The organism is Vibrio sp. LQ2, assembly GCF_023920125.1.
Lineage (GTDB): Bacteria > Pseudomonadota > Gammaproteobacteria > Enterobacterales > Vibrionaceae > Vibrio > Vibrio fluvialis.
Window position 1 is genome coordinate 1,480,931 of the sequence record NZ_CP085308.1, and the last position, 20,424, is coordinate 1,501,354.

The 20,424-nt window shown below is 51.4% G+C and carries 19 protein-coding genes; 8 read left to right on the forward strand and 11 right to left on the reverse strand.

Annotation, left to right across the window (positions count from 1 at the left end; translation table 11 throughout):
* Window positions 1-29 precede the first annotated feature (29 nt).
* The 5 genes from treC to gmhB all read right to left on the reverse strand — a co-directional run bounded on the left by treC (window position 30) and on the right by gmhB (window position 5,538).
* On the reverse strand, window positions 30-1,721 hold the full coding sequence (gene treC / locus LGV68_RS06910; protein WP_252536405.1) for an alpha,alpha-phosphotrehalase: 1,692 nt from the start codon (window positions 1,719-1,721) through the stop codon (window positions 30-32).
* 68 nt (window positions 1,722-1,789) lie between these two features.
* Window positions 1,790-3,214 (reverse strand): PTS trehalose transporter subunit IIBC, encoded by a 1,425-nt coding sequence (gene treB, locus LGV68_RS06915; RefSeq protein ID WP_024374286.1) that lies wholly within the window; start codon window positions 3,212-3,214, stop codon window positions 1,790-1,792.
* A gap of 274 nt (window positions 3,215-3,488) precedes the next feature.
* Window positions 3,489-4,442, reverse strand: a complete 954-nt coding sequence (treR, locus tag LGV68_RS06920; RefSeq protein ID WP_047457310.1) for a trehalose operon repressor TreR — start codon at window positions 4,440-4,442, stop codon at window positions 3,489-3,491.
* A gap of 72 nt (window positions 4,443-4,514) precedes the next feature.
* Window positions 4,515-4,850: an MliC family protein gene (locus LGV68_RS06925; RefSeq protein WP_020431361.1), complete on the reverse strand. Its 336-nt coding sequence runs from the start codon at window positions 4,848-4,850 to the stop codon at window positions 4,515-4,517.
* Window positions 4,851-4,980: 130 nt separating this feature from the next.
* Complete coding sequence (gene gmhB, locus LGV68_RS06930) at window positions 4,981-5,538, reverse strand: D-glycero-beta-D-manno-heptose 1,7-bisphosphate 7-phosphatase (protein ID WP_020431363.1); 558 nt, start codon at window positions 5,536-5,538, stop codon at window positions 4,981-4,983.
* A 213-nt stretch (window positions 5,539-5,751) separates the two neighbouring features.
* On the opposite strand from gmhB, the gene metN reads away from it, so the two are divergent.
* The 3 genes from metN (at window position 5,752) to LGV68_RS06945 (ending at window position 8,327) form a co-directional block, all read left to right on the forward strand.
* On the forward strand, window positions 5,752-6,786 hold the full coding sequence (metN, locus tag LGV68_RS06935; RefSeq protein WP_222752282.1) for a methionine ABC transporter ATP-binding protein MetN: 1,035 nt from the start codon (window positions 5,752-5,754) through the stop codon (window positions 6,784-6,786).
* Window positions 6,776-7,453 carry a methionine ABC transporter permease gene (locus tag LGV68_RS06940; RefSeq protein ID WP_020328075.1) on the forward strand — a complete coding sequence of 226 codons (678 nt, stop codon included), beginning with the start codon at window positions 6,776-6,778 and terminating at the stop codon, window positions 7,451-7,453. Before metN ends, LGV68_RS06940 begins: the two co-directional genes overlap by 11 nt.
* A 64-nt stretch (window positions 7,454-7,517) precedes the next feature.
* Window positions 7,518-8,327 (forward strand): MetQ/NlpA family lipoprotein, encoded by an 810-nt coding sequence (locus tag LGV68_RS06945; RefSeq protein WP_020328076.1) that lies wholly within the window; start codon window positions 7,518-7,520, stop codon window positions 8,325-8,327.
* Window positions 8,328-8,426: 99 nt separating this feature from the next.
* Here the strand turns inward: LGV68_RS06945 and LGV68_RS06950 are convergent, their stop codons facing one another.
* Together LGV68_RS06950 and syd are read right to left on the reverse strand one after the other, a co-directional pair.
* Window positions 8,427-9,203 (reverse strand): Zn-ribbon-containing protein, encoded by a 777-nt coding sequence (locus tag LGV68_RS06950; RefSeq protein WP_252536406.1) that lies wholly within the window; start codon window positions 9,201-9,203, stop codon window positions 8,427-8,429.
* Between the two features lie 3 nt (window positions 9,204-9,206).
* On the reverse strand, window positions 9,207-9,752 hold the full coding sequence (gene syd / locus LGV68_RS06955; RefSeq protein ID WP_172557123.1) for a SecY-interacting protein: 546 nt from the start codon (window positions 9,750-9,752) through the stop codon (window positions 9,207-9,209).
* 97 nt (window positions 9,753-9,849) lie between these two features.
* Here syd and queF point away from each other — a divergent pair, with 97 nt between their 5' ends.
* The 5 genes from queF to xni all read left to right on the forward strand — a co-directional run bounded on the left by queF (window position 9,850) and on the right by xni (window position 17,244).
* Window positions 9,850-10,695, forward strand: coding sequence for an NADPH-dependent 7-cyano-7-deazaguanine reductase QueF (gene queF / locus LGV68_RS06960; RefSeq protein WP_020328079.1), 846 nt, complete (start codon window positions 9,850-9,852; stop codon window positions 10,693-10,695).
* Window positions 10,696-10,712: 17 nt separating this feature from the next.
* Complete coding sequence (locus LGV68_RS06965) at window positions 10,713-12,983, forward strand: tetratricopeptide repeat protein (RefSeq protein WP_222738166.1); 2,271 nt, start codon at window positions 10,713-10,715, stop codon at window positions 12,981-12,983.
* 108 nt (window positions 12,984-13,091) lie between these two features.
* Window positions 13,092-14,657 (forward strand): GGDEF domain-containing protein, encoded by a 1,566-nt coding sequence (locus LGV68_RS06970; protein ID WP_020431370.1) that lies wholly within the window; start codon window positions 13,092-13,094, stop codon window positions 14,655-14,657.
* 382 nt (window positions 14,658-15,039) lie between these two features.
* On the forward strand, window positions 15,040-16,398 hold the full coding sequence (gene ppnN, locus LGV68_RS06975; RefSeq protein WP_020328082.1) for a nucleotide 5'-monophosphate nucleosidase PpnN: 1,359 nt from the start codon (window positions 15,040-15,042) through the stop codon (window positions 16,396-16,398).
* A 69-nt stretch (window positions 16,399-16,467) separates the two neighbouring features.
* Window positions 16,468-17,244, forward strand: a complete 777-nt coding sequence (gene xni, locus LGV68_RS06980; RefSeq protein WP_252536407.1) for a flap endonuclease Xni — start codon at window positions 16,468-16,470, stop codon at window positions 17,242-17,244.
* Between the two features lie 48 nt (window positions 17,245-17,292).
* Here the strand turns inward: xni and rlmM are convergent, their stop codons facing one another.
* The 4 genes from rlmM to LGV68_RS07000 are packed head-to-tail and all read right to left on the reverse strand — an operon-like array spanning window position 17,293 to window position 20,308.
* Window positions 17,293-18,384, reverse strand: coding sequence for a 23S rRNA (cytidine(2498)-2'-O)-methyltransferase RlmM (gene rlmM / locus LGV68_RS06985; protein ID WP_020328085.1), 1,092 nt, complete (start codon window positions 18,382-18,384; stop codon window positions 17,293-17,295).
* Window positions 18,381-18,779, reverse strand: a complete 399-nt coding sequence (locus LGV68_RS06990; RefSeq protein WP_252536408.1) for a DUF423 domain-containing protein — start codon at window positions 18,777-18,779, stop codon at window positions 18,381-18,383. Before LGV68_RS06990 ends, rlmM begins: the two co-directional genes overlap by 4 nt.
* Window positions 18,769-19,392 (reverse strand): alpha/beta fold hydrolase, encoded by a 624-nt coding sequence (locus LGV68_RS06995; RefSeq protein WP_326483296.1) that lies wholly within the window; start codon window positions 19,390-19,392, stop codon window positions 18,769-18,771. The genes LGV68_RS06990 and LGV68_RS06995 overlap by 11 nt, the downstream gene beginning before the upstream one ends.
* A complete protein-coding gene (locus LGV68_RS07000; RefSeq protein ID WP_055452227.1) occupies window positions 19,373-20,308 on the reverse strand; it encodes a transcriptional regulator GcvA in 936 nt (311 codons plus the stop codon). Before LGV68_RS07000 ends, LGV68_RS06995 begins: the two co-directional genes overlap by 20 nt.
* Window positions 20,309-20,424: the final 116 nt, after the last annotated feature.

Below are 20,424 nucleotides of genomic sequence, written 5' to 3' on the forward strand. Positions count from 1 at the left end.
CGCTTCGCGGGGCGTAGCACGGTTGAATCTTATCGGGGGGATTCAATCAGGATGATGCGGGTTTCGTACGGTCGAAGAATCTGATGAACTGAGACATTGTGTTCAGTTATGTCGGCATAGTTACCGAGCAGATAACGCGCCCGGCTGACATCCAGCTCAGCGGGCAGCACGCATTCACTCTCTTGTCCGTAATAGTTGTTCAGACAGACTAAGGTCTGCGTTGCGGACTGGCGTTGATAAGCAAAGATCTCGCTATGCTCGGGCAACAGATCGCGATAATCACCGTGCGTAATGACCGGCACTTCTTTTCTCAGCACAATCAAGCGCTGGTAAAAATAAAACACCGAGTCTGGATCAGCGGCCGCCTTCTCAGCATTAATATCGCGATAGTTGCCTGCCACCGCAAGCCAAGGCGTGCCTTGCGTAAAGCCCGCTTGAGGCCCTGCATTCCACTGCATCGGCGTGCGTGAGTTATCCCGCGACTTCTGCGCCAAAATCGCCATCATCTCCTCATGGGAAGTCGTGCCCTGATTGACCATGATGTCGTACATATTGATGCTTTCCACATCGCGGTACTGATCGATGGACGTGTAACCGGGGTTAGTCATGCCGATTTCTTCGCCCTGATAGATGTATGGCGTGCCTTGCATCATGTGCACGGACGCCGCCAGCATTTTGGCCGACAGTTCACGATATTCTTTGTCATTCCCCAGGCGGCTAACCACGCGCGGCTGATCGTGGTTACACCAGAACAGCGCCCCCCACCCTTTACCATTAAGCCCCGTCTGCCAATGATTGAAAATCTGCTTGAGCTGCAGAAAATCAAACGGCGCGCGAGTCCACTTATCACCGTTCGGATAGTCAACTTTGAGATGGTGGAAGTTAAACACCATCGACAGCTCTTTGCCGTCCAGCGATGAATACTGCTGGCAATGTTCTAAGGTGGTTGATGACATTTCTCCCACCGTCACGCTGCCATAACGCTGGAACACTTCGCGACTGATCTCTTGCAGATATTCATGCACACGCGGCCCATCGGTGTAAAAACGGCGGCCATCACCAAGGTCATCATTGGCAAAATCTTGTTGCTTGGAAATCAGGTTAATTACATCGAGACGAAAACCGTCCACGCCTTTTTCCGCCCAGAACGCGATGATGTCTTTCACCTCCTGACGAACTTTCGGGTTTTCCCAGTTCAAGTCCGCCTGCTCTTTAGCAAACAGATGCAGATAATATTCATTGGTCGCTTCATCCAGCGCCCAAGCACTGCCACCAAACTTAGACTGCCAATTGTTCGGCTCAGCGCCATTGATTGGCGACTTCCAAATGTAGTAATCGCGATACGGGCTGGCTTTATCCCCCAGCGCCGACTGGAACCAAGCGTGCTCGGTCGACGTATGGTTGACCACAATATCCATGATGATGCGAATGCCACGGGCATGCGCTTGCTCCAGCAGGCGGTCAAAATCCGCCATGGTGCCAAACTCAGGGTTAATCGCATAATAGTCGGAAATGTCGTAGCCATTATCGATCATCGGTGACTGATACACCGGCGTCAGCCAGATGGCGTCAATGCCCAGTGTTTTGAGGTAATCCAGCTTAGTGATGATGCCAGGAATATCACCGGTGCCTTTGTCTGCACTGTCACAGAAACTTTTCGGATAAATTTGATAAATCGCCGCGGTCTTCCACCAGTTGGCGTCCGTTAATTGTGTCGTCATGACGTAAACTCACTTACCTGAAATCAGAAATAGCAGAGCGGCCAACGGCCACTCTGAAAAAGAAAGGGTTAGGCTTCTGCCGCGGTCAGCTGGCCTTTGGCTTGCGCGCGCTTGTACATGAACAGCGTCAGCACAATCGGCACCGCAATCGCCACCAACATCGCCATCAAGAACACCATCCAGTACTGAGGCTGAATCGACAGAATACCCGGCAGACCACCGACACCGATCCCGTTCGCCATCACGCCAAAGCTGCCACAGATGGCCGCCGCCAGCGCGCTACCAATCATTGCGCTCAGCATCGGGAATTTGTATTTGAGGTTGATGCCGTACATCGCAGGTTCCGTCACTCCCAGATAAGCTGAAATCGCCGCCGGAACCGAGATATCGCGTTCGCCCTCTTTCTTACTGATCAGGATGATGCCAACCACAGCAGATGCCTGCGCAATGTTGGACAGCGCAATCAGTGGCCAAATCGGCGTGCCGCCCAAATCCTGCATCAATTGCAGATCCACTGCGTTGGTGGTGTGGTGAATCCCAGTAATCACCAATGGCGCATATAGGAAGCCAAACACCATCGAACCCAGCACAGCAAAGTCACCTGTCATGGCCGCTTTCGCCGCAAACGCCACGCCATCGCCCAGCACGCGACCAAATGGTCCGATAAAGGCATGGGCGAGAATCACCGAAAGAATGATGGACACAAACGGCACCACCACCAGATACAAATAGGCCGGTACGATGCGCTTCAGGTTGGTCTCGATAAACGCCAGTACCACGCCCGCCAGAATGGCCGGGATCACCTGCGCCTGATAGCCCACTTTTTCAATCACAAACCAGCCGAAATCCCACACTTCCGGCACCTGCTTACCAATCAGGTAGGCATTCATCAGTTGTGGCGACACCAAAGTAATCCCCAGTGTGATGCCCAGAATGGGCGTCCCGCCGAGCTTTTTCACCGTCGACCAACACACGCCGACTGGCAAGAAGAAGAAGATGGCTTCACCGATCAACCACAGGAAAGAGTGAACACTGGCCCAAAACTGACTGATTTCGACCAGAGTTTTGCCATCGAACATACGAATGTCGCCGATGACGTTACGAAAACCGAGAATCAAACCACCGGTAATGATGGCAGGCAGCAGCGGCACAAAAATTTCAGCCAAATGGGAAATGCCACGCTCGAGAATGTTCATGTTCTGACGCGCCGCGAGCTTGGCTTCATCTTTAGACGCGCCACTTTGCCCCGTCAGTTCAAGTAACACCTTGTAGACTTCATCGACTTCGGTGCCAATCACGACCTGAAACTGGCCGGCGTTGGTAAAGCAGCCTTTGACCAGATTCATCGCTTCCAGCTGTTTAATATCGGCTTTGCCCGGCTCATTAAGCACAAAACGCAGCCGTGTCAGGCAGTGCGTTACGCTGGCAATGTTTTCATTGCCACCGACCAGCTCAATAAGACGCGCAACGTCTTGTTTCGCTATCTTACTCATATCCTCGTCCACCCTATTGGTTATTCATTTATAATAGTTGATTTAAAATGGGAACATTCCCACTAAGTGGTGAGCATATTGACACACTTAATAATGAAGAAAAATGGGAACAGTCCCATAAATTGAAAAAGATCACAATGTGCGCAGAAATCGCCCATAAAAATGCGATCTCACCAACGAGCAACTGAAAGGTAAAAACAGGGAAGGAAACAATAGAGGGAAAAGGATAACGACGCTTGAGTGCTACACCGTAAGCGCCGCAGTCACAGTGAAATTAAGCGGCGCCTGCCGGGCTCTGGGTAAGATGCACACATTCGTCGATCTCGCCGCACAAGTGCTGAATGAGCAGGTTGGCGGCCTGCTCACCGGCTTGGCGATAACCGGGATCGACACTGTAAACATTGGGAAACAAAAACGACAGCAGTTCATTGCCGCCGACACCAGTGACCACTACATCTTCGCGCTGGCGCTCCTGCAAGCGTTTGATCACGCCCATTGCAATGGTATCACTGGCACAGACAATCGCATGGGTGCTGTCGGTCAGCACTTTGTCCACCAGATGGTACGCGCTTTCATGGTGTAGCTCCCCCGTCTGATAAACCGGCGTGGTACGCTGATCTTGGCACCAGTCAAGATAGGCTTGCAGCCTCATTTCCCCCGTGGTTTTATCCTTTGGGTTGACGCCGATAAACGCAATATTCGTCAGTTGTTGCTGCTCCAGATAGCGGATCGCCTGGCGGATCACGCCCTGATTATCGTAGTTAATTGAAGAGACAAGTTCTGAGTCCATAGCGATCACCACAGCGCGGTTGTGCCACGGCATTAACGCGTTCATATCGAGCCCCGTAAAACCAAAGATAATTACCCCATCCACATTGCGCTTGGCTAACACTTGCAGATGATCGCGGGTTTTATCACGATCAAACTGGCTTTCCATGATCACCACGTCATACCCCTGACTGTAGAGCACTTGCAGCATACTGCTGACAGAGCGGTTTTCAGATGGCGAATCGAGACGGGAGATGATGACCCCCACCACTTTCTGGCTGCCACCGCGCATAGACTGCGCCGATTTCGACGGCACATAACCGTTATCGGCTATCACCTGCTCTACTCTGGCTCTGGTTTCCGGTTTGACTTTGGGATCGTTGGTCAGAACCCGAGACACGGTCGACTTGCCGACACCAGAGAGCTTTGCAATATCCAGAATAGTGAGTTTCTTACCCATAACGACTACTAATGTTGATAGTGTGTGCGGCAAACTTACCGCACACCGAAAAATGGAACTCTGGAGCGAACATTACCTCCAGCAGTTTTTGAATATGACACCATTCGCCTCCAATCGCGCCGCGTCACCTTTGGTAAACAGCGTAATCGGATTGGCCTGTGTGGAATGGTCATCCAGAATGTACTTGGTGCCGGAGCCCGCCGCAACCTGAATCAGGCGATAACTGTGATCCGACAAACGTAAGATGGCACTTTGCCCGGTGGAGTAAGAAACGTCGAACGAAGATGGGCCATCACATTGATAATGAAAGAAGACGCTATAACTGTCATCTCTGCCATTTTCATCAGAAGACGAGCAGCCAGCCAGCAGAGCCATCGCACTCATCACACACACAAACCGAACGTTCATACGCCTCTCCTTTTTATCCCCCAATTCCACACGCAAGCCGCGGCATGTTCTGTTCCATGCCTCGAATTAAGCATAGACAACAGGGAGATAAAGAGTAAAAAGGCCGCCAGAGGCGACCTTTTGCAAACGTTTAGCGATGGGCACTCAGATAGGCGGGTACATCACGTAGGCTATCCAGCACCGTAGTGGCCAGCGCCTCGCCCTGTTCGGTAACAGGCTTACCGGTGCGAACCAGAATCTTGGTACCGACACCAGCCGCATCCGCAGCCATCATGTCTTCGGCTTTATCGCCGACCATCACAGACTTGGCCATATCAATCTTAAGGAAGTCGCGCGCCGAGATAAACATGCCCGGTTTTGGCTTGCGACAGTCACAATCTTCTTTATATTTGCCGACGCCATGCTCGGCGTGGTGCGGACAGTAATAAATGCCATCAAACTCAACACCATTATCGACAAAATTCCAGTCCATCCACTGTGTCAGTGACAGGAAGCGGTCTTCGCTGAACATGCCGCGTGCGATGCCAGACTGATTGGTGACCAACACCAACAGATAGCCCATCTCTTGCAGCTTCTTCGTTGCTTCAAAAACCCCTTCGATAAACTCAAAATCGTGCTCGTCGTGCACGTAGCCATGGTCGACATTAATCACGCCGTCACGGTCTAAAAACACAGCAGGTTTCGCCAAAATAATGCTCTCAAATAACGTTGTATGCGGGAATTATTGCACGCTTTATTTCTTTCATCACTATCTAATTACTTAACCGTCTGATCAATCGAACCGTTTAGACGTCTAGACGTAAAAATATCTATTGACTTGCCAATCGATAACCCATAGCATCCTCTACCAAGTGAGAGAGAGTTCAAAATTTTATACTGCTATCCCTGCACAGGTTTTCACATGATTGAGATTAGTCACGTTAATAAGGTGTTTTATCAAGGCAACAAAGAAATTCATGCCCTGAAAGACATCAATCTAAATATTCCACAAGGCACTATTTTTGGTGTTATCGGTTCTTCTGGTGCAGGTAAAAGTACTCTAATTCGTTGTGTCAACATGTTAGAAACTCCAACCAGCGGCAGAGTGATTGTGGATGGTGTGGATTTAACCAAACTGAATTCTAAGCAGTTGTCGGAAACGCGCCGTAACATCGGCATGATCTTCCAACACTTTAACCTGCTCTCTTCTCGCACAGTATTTGAAAACATTGCGCTGCCACTGGAGTTGTCGGGCAAAGATGATGAGCACATCGAGCGTAAAGTGTCTGAGCTGCTGACTCTGGTTGGTCTGGCTGACAAACGTGACAGCTACCCATCAAACCTGAGTGGTGGTCAGAAACAGCGTGTGGCCATTGCCCGTGCACTGGCGTCAGACCCGAAAGTCCTGCTGTGTGACGAAGCCACCAGCGCACTGGATCCAGCGACCACGCAGTCGATTCTGGAACTACTGAAAGAGATTAACCGTAAGCTGAACATCACCATGTTGCTGATCACGCACGAAATGGATGTTGTGAAAAGCATCTGTCACGAAGTCGCGATCATCGGTGGCGGTGAACTGGTTGAGAAAGGCAGCGTCGGCGATATTTTTGCTCACCCGAAAACCGAACTGGCTCATCAGTTCATTCGTTCAACGCTGGATCTGTCGATTCCGGACGATTATCAGGCTCGCCTGAATGCTGAGCGAGTGGAAGGTAGCTACCCACTGGTACGCCTTGAGTTTACCGGTTCAACGGTTGATGCACCGCTGATGTCGCAAATCGCGCGCAAATTTAACATCGATGTCAGCATTCTGAGTTCTGATCTCGATTACGCCGGCGGCGTCAAATTCGGCATGATGGTGGCCGAAATTTACGGCAATGAACAAGACGATATCGCGGCGATGCAATATCTTCGTGACCACAATGTAAAAGTCGAGGTGCTTGGTTATGTCCTTTAATACGATCAGCAGCTGGTTGTCACTCAACAGCGACCTACTTTTAATGGCCACCTGGCAAACCGTTTACATGGTAGCCGTTGCCGGTATTGTCGGCTTTGCTCTGGGTATTCCATTGGGTGTGATTCTGCATACTACGAAGAAAGGTGGTTTGCTGGAAAACACCAAACTGAACAATGTACTGGGCGCGATTGTGAACATTGGTCGCTCGGTTCCGTTCCTGGTTTTGATGGTGGCCATCATTCCAGTAACTAAACTGTTAGTCGGTACCTTTATCGGCACAACGGCCGCTATCGTGCCGCTGACGATTGGTGCTATCCCGTTCGTCGCACGTCTGATTGAAGGCGCTCTGCTGGAAGTCCCAACCGGTCTGGTAGAAGCGGCACAATCTATGGGTGCAACGCCAATGCAGATCATCACGAAAGTACTGATTCCAGAAGCGATGCCAACCATCCTCAACTCTGTCACCATTACTTTGGTGACGCTGGTGAGCTACTCAGCGATGGCGGGCACTGTTGGCGGCGGTGGCTTGGGTGATGTGGCGATTCGTTACGGTTTCCACCGTTATGATGTCACTATCATGGCTGTGACTGTTGTGATGCTGATTGTGCTGGTACAAATTATTCAATCGATTGGCGATACGTTGGTGCGCCGCGTCGATCACAGATAAACCGTTCTTTATCTTAAAAAATTAAACACAGATACGTTAAAAGTTTTATAACAAGGAGAATATCATGAAATTTAGCCTTAAAGGTTTACTGACCATTGCAGCGGCGGCTTCAGCTCTTGTGCTGGCAGGCTGCGGTGAAAAAACCGTCGACAACAGCAAAGTAAAAATTGGTGTTATCGCAGGCGCTGAAGCACAGGTTGCTGAAGTGGCAGCAAAAGTTGCGAAAGAGAAATACAATCTGGACGTAGAACTGGTTACTTTCACTGACTACGTAACACCAAACGCGGCTCTGGACGACGGTTCAATCGACGCCAACGCATTCCAACACAAACCATACCTAGATCAGCAAATTGCTGACCGTGGTTACAAGCTGGCTATTGTTGGTAACACTTTCGTTTACCCAATCGCGGGTTACTCAAAGCAAGTTAAATCGGTTGATGAGCTGCAAGACGGCGCTCGCATCGCAGTACCAAACGATCCAACCAACCTGGGCCGTTCTCTGATCCTGCTTGAGAAGCAAGGTCTGATCAAACTGCGTGCTGATGCTGGTCTGCTTGCCACGGTTCGTGACATCGTAGAAAACCCGAAAAACATCGAAATCGTTGAACTGGACGCAGCGCAACTGCCACGTTCTCTGGATGATGTTGCTCTGTCTATCATCAACACCACTTACGCAAGTTCTATCAACCTGACGCCGGAAAAAGACGGTATCTTCGTTGAAAACAAAGAATCACCATACGTGAACCTGCTGGTTGCTCGTCAAGACAACGTGAACGCAGAAAACGTACAGAACTTCCTGAAAGCGTACCAGACCGATGAAGTCGCGAAAGCAGCGGCGGATATCTTCCAAGGCGGCGCAGTAAAAGGCTGGTAATCCCTTCCTTTACAACGTGAAATGCATAAAAAAAGGTTGGCCTCATGCCAACCTTTTTTGTTGCGGTCATTCAGGGTTAATCCCGGTCCACAACCTCAGCTATTTCAAATGATCCCAGGAGATATTTGAAACAATGCGGCAATCATCGCATTTGAAATTAAAGATATCGTGCAGCGGCTCGTCCAGCAGCCACTCACCACCGCATTTCGGGCACTTGCGCGCCTGCTCATCCGCCAGACTGGTACCGCCAACGCGGTACTGATAATAGTAGGTGGGAATCTTAGTCAGATATTCGATTCGGCCACGCAAATCCCAGCCACGGCGGAACAGATCGCTGTCGACATCGCAAATCTCATGCAGTGCAGCAAACTCCGCTTTGCAGCCGCCGGCCATCTGAATCTCATCACACGCCTGCCACTCCGTCTGCCATTTGATCACCGATTTATGATCGCCGTTGAGCGTCGGCTCATTACGATACAGCGGGATAGGCAGCAAGCTTTCACCACTGCGCAGTGGTGAACAGGTGTGCACGTAAGTGGTATACAGCACCTGCCAGCTTGGCGCTTCCGCTTCCGCAGCTTCCTCGGAGTTAATATCGCGCCCCAGCAGGCGCACTTTCGGCGCTAACAGGCTCGCCTCTGCCAGACGGCTAATGCATACCTTGACAAAGTCGGAGTGATGCTTCGGATGCAGGCTCTCTTTTTCCGGGCACACCGCGCGCACATAAAATTCGCCCTCACCCAGAATAACCGGAAACTCGCGCCCCAGAACCTGACCGTTGTAACGCAGTGCATCCATCAAACCATTGATGGCTTTGTCGACGGCGCTGATGGTGGTGTTGTCAAAACACTCAAACTGAAGTTCTACTACGTACATCGTTTACACCACCGGTTCCAGTTGATTCAGAAACTCGACCACATCGGCGGTCAGAACTTCGCGCTGATTAGTACCGAGCTTCTCCAGAATCACGTTGCCTGTCAGGTTACAAATGGAGATCACGGCCATTTCATCTTCCGTGGTCGCAATAAACACGGTTGGTTTTTGTTTGAGGCGGCGCTGCATCACCAGGTGGCCGAGAATGTTCTCTTGCAGACGCTGAAAATCCTCTTCACTCCAGACTTGCAACAAGGTCAGCGCACGGCCACGCCAGCTGGCTGGCATATCCGCCGCAAACTGCGCGCCGTAGAAGGGAGCGATATCTTGTTGCAGGCTCAGCTCAATGCCCTGCTCGACATTGATGAGATCGGCTGCAGGAGTGCGAGGGACGGGTTGCCAAAGCACTCGATCCGCCAGAACCTCGACCACACAAGGCGAAGGCCAATCGAGCAGTTCTTCGTTATACGGCAATTGCTGATGGGTTTGCTCAAAAGCATGAAGGTAGCGTTGACTGAACGAGAATAAGGCCTCAACCACTGAGTGAGCCATGACGTTCTCCATAGTTAGGTTAGTCGCGCCTGCCAGATGACACACGCGGCGGTATTGCGTAGAATTCCGGTTATTCTAATCGAATTAACAGTAAAGTATGAGCAAATATTCTGACGCAAAAGAGCTGGCGGGTTTAACGCTGGGTAAGAAGACCGAATACGCCAACCAGTATGATCCTTCCCTTTTGCAGCCGGTTCCGCGCAGCCTGAACCGCAACGATCTGAATCTGGGTAACGAACTGCCGTTTTTGGGCTGTGATATCTGGACTCTGTATGAGCTGTCGTGGCTGAACGACAAAGGCCTGCCGCAGGTTGCGATCGGCGAAGTCGCGATTCCGGCCACCAGTGCCAACCTGATCGAGTCGAAATCGTTCAAACTTTATCTCAACAGTTTCAACCAGACGCGATTTGCTGACTGGGCTGAAGTTCAGGCTTGCCTGCAAAAAGATCTGTCGGCCTGCGCGGGTGAAAGTGTTCAGGTAGAAGTCAAATCTCTGGCGGCCTATACCGCGCAGCCGATTGTGACTATGCAGGGCGAATGCATCGACGATCAGGACATTGAGATCAGCAGCTACGATTTTGATGATACTTTGCTCGCGGAAGCCAGCAGCGATGAGATCGTCGAAGAGACACTGCACAGCCATCTGCTTAAATCCAACTGTTTGATCACCAACCAGCCTGACTGGGGCAGCGTGGAAATCGCTTATCGCGGCCCGAAAATCGATCGCGAAGCTCTGCTGCGTTATATCGTCTCATTCCGTGAGCACAACGAGTTCCACGAGCAATGTGTTGAGCGTATCTTTACCGATATCAGCCGTTACTGTCATCCGGAGCATCTGACCGTGCTGGCGCGCTATACGCGTCGCGGCGGTCTGGATATCAACCCGTTCCGCTCAAGCCACCAGGCGGCTCCGGCCAACAATCAACGCATGGCTCGTCAATAACAAGGATTTTCGACAGGATGACTTTTCTTCGCTGGAAGCACTGGCTGGGTTTGGCTCTGCTCTCATTTTCGACCTGGACCTACGCCACCATCTATTCGTCACCGACACTGAACGAAGCCGATGGTTTGATTGAGATCTCACCGGCGCAAGCCAAATCGCTGGCGACCGAGTATCTATCCGAACGCAAACTGGCGGACAAAGCGGAGAAAAGCCCCACCACCATTTCTCGCGATGAAACCGACAGCCGGGTGCGCACGCCCGGCAGTACCATCGATGCGCTGAAGATTCTGGCCAAAGCCGAGTTCAACCTCGGCTACCAACAAAGCGCCTTTAAGCTGCTCGAAGAAGCGCGCGATCTGACGCTGCAATACCAATTGCCTTATCTGCAACTGGAAGTGGAAATCCTTGATGTGCGTTTGCACTGGCGCTTTGACGACAATGCCAGCGACGCCCGTGAGAAATTGCGTGACATTGCACGCCAGTATGAAGCGATCAAAAATGCCGATCAGTTAGCCAAAGGCATCGACTACAAAATGACGATGCTACGTGCTGAGATCGCCTCGAAGGCCAACGACATTGAGCTCGCCAATCGCTTGTTTGCTGAGGTGAAACCTTACGTGGATTCGCTGCAATCGAAAAAGCCGCAGATCGAATACCACCTGGTGGTCGGTGAGCACTATCTGACGCACGAGCTGTATAACCTCGCGCTGTCCGAGCTATTAATGTCTTACTGGAGCGCCATCGAAAGCAACTCCAGCGCCCTGCTGGCAAAAACCAACACCCTGCTGGCGCAGCTGTTCTATGAACGCCGCGTACTGGATAAAGCGTTAGTGCACCTCTCGCAAGCGGCCGATTTCTACGACAACTACGATAAATCGCCGGCGCTGGCCGCTGTGCTGAAACGCATGGGCGATGTCTATTATCAGCAAGGCAAATACAACCTGGCGCTGGTGCATTACTTTAATGTGATTGACCACGAAAGCAGTGACAACGACATCGAGAATGTGATTGAAGTGCGCCTCAGCCTTGCCGCGACGTATCTGCAACTGTTCAACTATCCGCTCACTGAGCAGTATCTGGCGCGGGCTGAAGAGCTGCTCAGCTACACCGACATTCCACGCCTGAAAGGCCGGGCTGCGCTGCTCAATGCGGGCCTTGCTTATCATCAAAGCCAGAGCCAGCGCGTGATTGCACAGGCGCAGCAAGCACTGACCATCGGCCAGACCGCAGGCGACTTAGCCATTGAAGAGCAAGCGTACCGCTTGATGTCCCTCGGCTATGAACAAATGGGCAAATTCGCTGATGCACTGGAAAACGTCAAGCACAGCAATGCGATCGCACTGATCCGTCAGGAAAAGCTCAATCAGATCAGTGAAGATGCGTTTCGTCAGCAGAAGGAGTTCGTGGAACAGACCCTGCATCTGGTCGGTCAGGAAAAAGAGCTGCAAGAGACTCAGCGCGAGTACAGCAAGTTTCAGAAAATCGCCTTCGCGCTGTTTATTGCCAGCGCGGTATTCTTTTTATTACTGCTGCGCCGCGGCTACGTGATTCAGCGTCAGAAAGAAGAGATCGACGAGCTCAACAGTAACCTCTACACCCACTCACGTTCGCGCCTGCACAACCTGCGCATGCTCAATTCGCGCCTGCTCTCTTCACTGGAACGCAGCAGTCAGAACTATGAACAGTGGCATATTGGTGAACTGATCCATGAACCGCTCAATGATCGACTGCGTTTTGCGATGATCGACATTCCGTTCCTGCGCAACATGTATCTGCAGCATGGCTACAGCGCAGGTCTGGAGCTGGAACACGCCTTTGGCGCATTCCTCAAAACCAAAATCGGTAATGACAAGGCGCGTTTGTACCATTTCTCCGATGCCAACCTGTTGTATATCGAACCGTGCCCGGATCGTGAGCGCCCGCCGGAAGATCTGTTTAACAAAGTGCAGGCCTGGATTCAGGAGTTTCAGCCTGAGCGCCGCCTGAACCGAATCATTCGCATGGGGATTGCCGATTATCCGTTCCTGCCACGTGCCTATACTGCGATCAATGATAAGGAATTGTTGGATATTCTGCTCATGGCCGCCAGTGTCGCGCGCGATCTGAGTATTAAGGAAAACAGCAGCCACTGGGTCTATCTGCGAGCCATCGACAATGCGCCAGCGGCCAGTTTTGCTTCCAACAATATTCGTAAATCGTGCAAGCACGCCATCAATCAGGGACTGATCAAAGTGCACTCCTCGTACAAGAATGAGGAGAACATCAAAAAACTTTTAAAAGATGGATAAAAGCTACGCGGTTAACGCGCTGAAATCGTGACGAATAAGTTTTTTTTGTTATTATCGATAAATCACTAAATAGGATCAGGATTGATCCGAAGCTGTAGTTTGTTGTCGATGGGCGTTCTCGAGCAAGATATCCAAAATCAGTTAAGCCAGCTGCGCAGTCAGCTGGAACAGACACGTTTGACACATCGGGATACTTCGTTCAAATTTAACCGAGAACAAAAAGTCCTGAAACGTATCGTCGCATCTTTAAGTCTGGCTTGCCGAGGCGAGAACCATCAACTGAATGGTTATTTAGCTGAGCTGCGTCAAGCCATTGAGCAGCAGAAAGATATAAGCTCGCTCATACCTCGTCTGGCCGTACTGGAGCGCATGTTGAAGCAACAAACGTTGACTATGGAAAAGCAGAGTACTCACCTCGACTCTCAGATCAAACACAGCGGCGAGATCCTGCTGCGCGTACCCGGCCTGCCTTCAAAAGTGAAGCGCGATCTGCGTGATCTACTCAGTTTTTCTGCCGCTCAACAACTGCCTAAAGTCGATCAGGCCATGCGCCTGCTGGGCATCTACGAACGTTCAGTTAAAATCATCACCGCCAACCCACAAGCTGTGGTCGATGAACTGAACCAAAGTGCTGACAAAGAATTATTGGCACGTCTGAGCGAAGAGCTGCAAAACCTCATTACCGAACTCGATTTTGACGGCGAATCGGGCGATCTGCTGACTGACATCCGTGCCAAGCTACTGACAGGAGTGAACACTCAAACCCTGTTAGAGCTGACACTGGAAGTGCTCAAACTGGTGATTGCCGGCACCAACTTCGAGCGTAAGAGTTCGGAGAAATTCCTCGAGCAGGTCAACAGCTCACTGGCGAACAACATCAAAAGCGTGAATCAGAACGTCGATCAGAGCCTCAACTATCAGGCGCACCGCCAGGAGATGCATCAGGAACTGAACACTCTGGTCGCGCGCAGTCAGGCGGCGTTGAAAGAGGGCACCGAACTGGCGCCAACCAAAGCCAAGCTGGAACCGATGCTGGATGAACTCTCGTCGCTGTCAGAACGTCTGACTCACGCCGAACAGCGTGAACAGGCCCTGATTGAACGCATGCAGTACACCCGCAACCAGATGGAAGCGCTGTTTGAAATCACGCAGGATTACCGCCGCCGTCTGGAAGATCAGGCGCAGCGCATGTTGCAGGATCCACTGACTAAGGTGTACAACCGCACGGCATTCAACGATCGTCTGGAACTGGAATATCGCCGCTGGATTCGCGCTCAGCACTCGCTGCGTATCGTCATGCTGGATATCGATAAATTCAAAACCATTAACGACAGTTTTGGTTACATGGCCGGTGATAAAGCGTTGAAAATCATTGCGCGCACCATCAGCAAAGAGCTCGATGATACCGACACCGTCGCCCGTTTCTCCGGGGAAGAGTTCATCCTGCTGCTGCCGGAACACACGGATAATGAGTGTTACCAAATCATTCAACAGATTCAGCGCAACGTCTCCAAACTGCCGTTCAAGTTCAGAGATAAGAACATCACCATCACGCTGACCGCTTCAAGCACCTGCTTCAAAGAATCCGATACGCCGGAAACTGTGCTTGAGCGCGTGCACCGCTCACTGGTGGATGTGAAGAAATACGGACCGAACCAAATCGCCTGGAAGTAATCGCCAGGAAATTGTTGCTGATCGCGGCATCACCCTTTCTTCCCCTTTGTTATTCGGTTATTTTTTAACCTTAGTGACACATTTTTAGTGACCAAACTCACATCTGATGCGGCACAATATTTCCCATTCTCAAAGATCCGCACAAGATTGAAACCGTAATATCAATTAGTTAAGTACTCTAACTCGTTGACGTCGCTGAGCAAGTCTCAGCCACTTCCACGAACCAAAGAACCCGGTTTCTCCTCAGGTCTGGTCATCGACCACCGCTGAACATTCCGGATGATTGCCCCACCTCCGCGAAACGAGCGACGCAAGACTCAAAGAACTCATCAGCCAAGCGCGCAGGTGGACTATGATTAACCTCTAAAGAAAGGAGGTCAGCATGATCACTCAAGTCAGCCCAGCCGGCAGCATGGATCTGTTGTCGCAGCTTGAAGTAGAACGACTGAAAAAAACCGCATCCAGTGATCTGTACCAGCTGTACCGCAACTGTAGCCTTGCGGTCCTGAACTCTGGCAGCCATACCGACAACTCCAAAGAGTTGCTCGATTTGTATAAGAATTTCGACGTTACAGTTCTGCGCCGTGAACGCGGCATTAAGCTCGAACTGACCAATCCGCCGGATCACGCGTTTGTCGACGGTCACATCATCAAAGGCATTCAGGAGCATCTGTTTTCCGTACTGCGCGACATCGTGTACGTCAACATGCATCTGGCCGACAGTCAGCGTCTGAACCTGACCAACTCAACCCATATCACTAACCTGGTGTTTGGCATTCTGCGCAACGCGGGTACCCTGATTCCGGGCATCATTCCGAATCTGGTGGTGTGTTGGGGTGGTCACTCGATCAATGAAATCGAATACCAATACACCCGAGAAGTGGGCCATGAACTGGGCCTGCGTGAACTCAACATCTGTACCGGTTGTGGACCGGGTGCGATGGAAGGCCCAATGAAAGGCGCGGCCATCGGTCATGCGAAGCAACGCTTTCACGAGCAGCGCTATCTGGGCCTGACTGAACCATCAATCATTGCCGCTGAGCCACCAAACCCCATCGTTAACGAGCTGGTGATCATGCCAGACATCGAAAAACGTCTGGAAGCGTTTGTGCGTCTTGCACACGGCATCATCATCTTCCCGGGTGGCCCGGGTACTGCCGAAGAGCTGCTGTATATTCTGGGTATTATGATGCATCCGGAAAACACTCATCAGCCAATGCCAATCGTGCTGACGGGCCCGAAAGAGAGTGAAGCGTACTTCCGCTCTATCGACCAGTTCATTGCCGATACGCTGGGTGATGAAGCGCGTAAGCACTACACCATCGTGATTGACGATCCTGCGGAAGCGGCGCGTATCATGAAAAATGCGATGCCAACGGTTCGTCAGCACCGTAAAGACAATGAAGATGCTTACAGCTTCAACTGGTCACTCAAGATTGAGCCGGAATTCCAGCTGCCATTCGAGCCTAACCACGAAAGCATGTCCAACCTGGATCTGCATCTCAACCAACGTCCGGAAGTGCTGGCCGCCAACCTGCGTCGCGCCTTCTCTGGCATTGTGGCAGGCAACGTGAAGGCCGAAGGGATCCATGAGATTGAGCGCAAAGGTCCGTTTGAGATTCACGGCGACCCGGTGTTGATGAAGAAAATGGACCGTTTGCTGAAAGACTTCGTCGATCAGAATCGCATGAAACTGCCGGGCGGCTCCGCTTATGTGCCGTGTTATCGCATCGTCACCTGACGCTTGGTAGCAATCCCATTGAATTTCATTACAATAAGGGCCTAACAGCCCTTATTTTTTTGAATTGCTATGTCTATCCATCTCGTCATCATCGATGCTCTTAACCTCATTCGTCGTGTGCACTCCGCCCAGCCGGATGAAACCGATATTGCGAGAACCATAGAGACCACCAGCCGCACACTGCAACGTATCATTGGCGAAGCCGAACCCACCCATATCATCGCGGTGTTTGACCATCACCTGCAAGACCGAGGCTGGCGTGCCGAGATTCTGCCAGGTTACAAAGCGGGGCGCAAACCCATGCCCCTGCCTCTGCAACAAGGATTAGACAAGATTCAGCAAGCCTGGTGGGAACTGGGTATCGATTCCCTGCTCTCCGATGGTAATGAAGCTGACGACCTGGTGGCAACACTGGCAACCAAGGTCGCCGCACATCAGGAAAAAGTCACCATCATTTCCACCGACAAAGGTTACTGCCAACTGCTGTCGCCAACGCTGCAAATTCGCGACTACTTTCAGCATCGCTGGCTGGATGAACCGTTTATCGACAAAGAATTTGGTGTCAAACCTAGCCAGTTAGCCGACTATTGGGGACTGACTGGCGTCAGCTCCAGTCAGGTACCGGGCGTGCCGGGAATCGGACCTAAAGCGGCAAAAGAGATCCTGACCCAGTTTGCCGATATCGAAAGCGCTTACGCTAGTGAGGCGCTGCCCGCGAAATACCGCAAAAAGCTCGATGAACACATTGAACTGGCGCGGGTATGTAAGCAGGTAGCCGGACTGAAAACCGACATCGAACTCGGTTTTAATCTGCAGGACATTCGTTTCAGCGGGTCGCCAGCATAAAAAAACGCTCCTTAAGGAGCGTTTTTTTGTTTCAACTCTGTCACGATATTAGTGCGGAGAGATATTCGTCAGTGCCTGAACGTGCACCGTGATCTCTTCACGATCGTGGTAAAGATGCTTCGCCTGAAGACGGAACTTGACATGGTGCTCTTTGAGGAAGATTTTCAGGTTTTCGATGTCTTCCAACACTTCATCGTAGCGACCTTTCATTGGCAATTTCAGGTTGAAAATCGCCTCTTTCGCCCAGCCACTAATGATCCATTCGCCCATCAGTTGTGCCACGCGTGATGGCTTTTCAATCATGTCACACACCAGCCAGGTCACGTTCTTACGCGGCGGCTCAAACTTAAAACCGTCTACCATGTGGTGTTTCACCTGACCGGTTTCCATCAGGCTTTCTGCCATCATGCCGTTATCAATCGCGTGTACAAACATCGAACGTTTCACCAACTGATATGTCCAGCCTCCCGGACACGCGCCGAGATCCACCGCCCACATGCCAGACGCCAAACGGGTATCCCACTCTTCACGCGGAATAAACACGTGGAACGCTTCTTCCAGCTTCAGGGTTGAACGGCTTGGCGCATCAGCAGGAAACTTCAGGCGTGGAATGCCCATAAAGAACTGCGAATTGTTTGAACTCAGCGAGTAACCGGCAAAACAGTGGCCCGGCGCGACAAAGCACACGTGCAGCACTGGCTTTTTCGGATGCTCTTTCGCGAACAGTACCCCTTTGCCACGCAGTGCTTGGCGCAGCGGCACGGTAAACTTACGACAGAACTTGAGCAGCTCTTTGGCTTCGTTAGTATCCGGCGTTTCCACACGCAGATCGCCGCAGCGCGGAAAACCTTCAAATTCTGACAACTGCGTCAGAATAGGAGAAATACGGTCATCTTTTGGCAGTTCAGTGAACTCTGCCGCCACCGCAAACATCTGGCGAGCAAAAATCAAGGCCTGAAAATCCAGCTCTTTGATCAGCTTTTGCGCATCGCCTTCCTGATAGCACTCAAACAGCACATAGCCGCTGTTCTTCTGCATACGCGGGAAACCATACACTTCCAGTTGCGTGGCTTTGTCCTGAATCTCACCGGCGCACTCTTTTTCAAAACCTGCGCGGCAATAGAGCATGACTTGTTTCACTGCTTGACCTCTTTAATATTCATGGCCGCGAAGGTAAATAATCCCCAGCCGATCATAAACAGCAGACCGCCCATCGGCGTGATGGGACCAAACCATTTTGCACCCGTCAGTGCTAAGGAGTACAGGCTGCCGCTAAAACAAAAGATGCCGATGATAAAGCAAATCGCCGCGCGGCTAAAATAGTTTCGCGCTTTTTCTGTCAGTGACAGCTGCAGCAGAATACCGCAGGCAATCAGCGCCGCCGCATGAATAAACTGATACTGCACACCCGTTTGAAACACCTCAAGCAGGTGTGGACTCAATTTGGCTTTCAGGCCGTGAGCTGCAAATGCGCCCAGTGCAACGGCAATCCCGGAAAACAGGCCACCCAAGGTAAGTAATGACTTACTTTTCATCGTACACCTCAATAATAAACTGACTTAAGTTTTTCACCGCCAAGGCGATGTTTTGCGCTTCGGTATACCCTGAAGACTTGCGCGGTTTGAAGCTGTGGTCGCCATCTGGTAGAAAAGCGAGAGAAACGTTTGGGCTGAATGAGAAAGTGGCACACTCCAACTGCGTACCAAACGTGTCACGTTCGCCTTGCAGGATCAGCGTGGGCTTGTCTACCTCTGCCAGATGGTCGCCTTTGAACTTTTCCGGCTTGCCCGGAGGGTGAAACGGAAAACCCAGACACGCGATACCCGCCACTTGCGGATGGGCACTCAGTAGCGACGCCATTCGTCCTCCCATCGATTTGCCGCCGATCACCACCGAACCTGAAGCGTACTCCGCTATCACCGCTTCAAACGCTTCCAGCAGTTTCGGCGCACGATCCGGCGGACGGCGCTTGCCATCTTCCGCCCGTTTGACCATATACGGAAAGTTGAATCGCACCACGCGAATGCCACGTGCAGCCAAACCACTTGCCACCGCCGCCATAAAATCGTGATCCATATCGGCACCCGCACCGTGCGCAAAAATAAACGTCAGCGGGTTATGCTCGCCATCAATGCGTACTGGCGTCATGGAGGCTGCTGTCATCAAGTAAATCCTCTTGTTCGCGGCGGGCTTTTTTCAGCATCCAGTCTCGGAATGTCGCAATTCGCCCCATGTCCGCCTGCTTCTCATGGCACACCACGTAGAATGCGTTTTTGGTCATCAGAACTTCATCGAACGGCGCCACTAAGCGCCCCGCGTCTAACTCAGGCTGCGCTAATACGTTGTTGCCCAACGCGACACCCTGGCCGTGCGCCGCCGCCTGCAATACCATGGTGGAGTGACTGAAAATCGGTCCGTGATTAACGTTTACGCTGTCGAGGCCGTTCTCTTTGGCAAACTGTTTCCAGTCTTTGCGCGAGGTATCGTGCAGCAATGTATGATGGGCCAAATCTTTTAATGTCGACAGCGGCTTGCTGCCCAGCAGTAGTGAAGGCGAACAGAGCGGGATCAGAAACTCCTGATACAACTTATCAGCGCGCAGCCCCGGCCAACTGCCACGGCCGTAGTAGATAGCGACGTCCACATCATCGGTCAGCGAACCTTCTTCCATATCGACCGCTTTAATACGCACATCGATATCCGGTTCTTGCTGGTTGAAATCCGCCAGACGCGGCACCAGCCACTGAATAGCAAAACTCGGCGGCAGGCTGATGGTCAGCGCGCCTTTTTCACTGCGCTCCAACAATTTATCGGTCGCTTCTGCCAGCGAACCAAAGATGTCTTTGATATCGAGAAAATAGCTCTGCCCTTCTTCGGTGAGCAGCAGAGAGCGGTTGCGACGGCGAAACAGTTTCAAACCGAGAAACTCTTCCAACGCTTTAATTTGATGACTCACCGCGGCCTGGGTAACAAACAGCTCTTCCGCCGCCCGGGTAAAACTCAGGTGGCGCGCTGCAGCTTCAAACACTTTCAGCGAGTTTAATGGTGGCAATCTTCTGGACATGAGGACACTCTGTAACAGATTAGTTTTTTTAATCTGAAACATTATAAATTGTCCGTTGCTAACCAGCCAGAGAAAATCTATATTTCACCCCGCAACGCGGGCCTGAACGGCTTGAT

Coding starts and splice junctions, on each gene's coding strand:
- LGV68_RS06995 (WP_326483296.1), bottom strand. CDS start 19,392: ATGACGCCAGTACGCATTGATGGCGAGCATAACCCGCTGACGTTTATT.
- LGV68_RS06965 (WP_222738166.1), top strand. CDS start 10,713: ATGACTTTTCTTCGCTGGAAGCACTGGCTGGGTTTGGCTCTGCTCTCA.
- syd (WP_172557123.1), bottom strand. CDS start 9,752: ATGGCTCACTCAGTGGTTGAGGCCTTATTCTCGTTCAGTCAACGCTAC.
- queF (WP_020328079.1), top strand. CDS start 9,850: ATGAGCAAATATTCTGACGCAAAAGAGCTGGCGGGTTTAACGCTGGGT.
- LGV68_RS06925 (WP_020431361.1), bottom strand. CDS start 4,850: ATGAACGTTCGGTTTGTGTGTGTGATGAGTGCGATGGCTCTGCTGGCT.
- LGV68_RS06970 (WP_020431370.1), top strand. CDS start 13,092: ATGGGCGTTCTCGAGCAAGATATCCAAAATCAGTTAAGCCAGCTGCGC.
- treR (WP_047457310.1), bottom strand. CDS start 4,442: ATGGGTAAGAAACTCACTATTCTGGATATTGCAAAGCTCTCTGGTGTC.
- treC (WP_252536405.1), bottom strand. CDS start 1,721: ATGACGACACAATTAACGGACGCCAACTGGTGGAAGACCGCGGCGATT.
- LGV68_RS06940 (WP_020328075.1), top strand. CDS start 6,776: ATGTCCTTTAATACGATCAGCAGCTGGTTGTCACTCAACAGCGACCTA.
- LGV68_RS06945 (WP_020328076.1), top strand. CDS start 7,518: ATGAAATTTAGCCTTAAAGGTTTACTGACCATTGCAGCGGCGGCTTCA.
- treB (WP_024374286.1), bottom strand. CDS start 3,214: ATGAGTAAGATAGCGAAACAAGACGTTGCGCGTCTTATTGAGCTGGTC.
- LGV68_RS07000 (WP_055452227.1), bottom strand. CDS start 20,308: ATGTCCAGAAGATTGCCACCATTAAACTCGCTGAAAGTGTTTGAAGCT.
- metN (WP_222752282.1), top strand. CDS start 5,752: ATGATTGAGATTAGTCACGTTAATAAGGTGTTTTATCAAGGCAACAAA.
- xni (WP_252536407.1), top strand. CDS start 16,468: ATGTCTATCCATCTCGTCATCATCGATGCTCTTAACCTCATTCGTCGT.
- LGV68_RS06950 (WP_252536406.1), bottom strand. CDS start 9,203: ATGTACGTAGTAGAACTTCAGTTTGAGTGTTTTGACAACACCACCATC.
- ppnN (WP_020328082.1), top strand. CDS start 15,040: ATGATCACTCAAGTCAGCCCAGCCGGCAGCATGGATCTGTTGTCGCAG.
- LGV68_RS06990 (WP_252536408.1), bottom strand. CDS start 18,779: ATGAAAAGTAAGTCATTACTTACCTTGGGTGGCCTGTTTTCCGGGATT.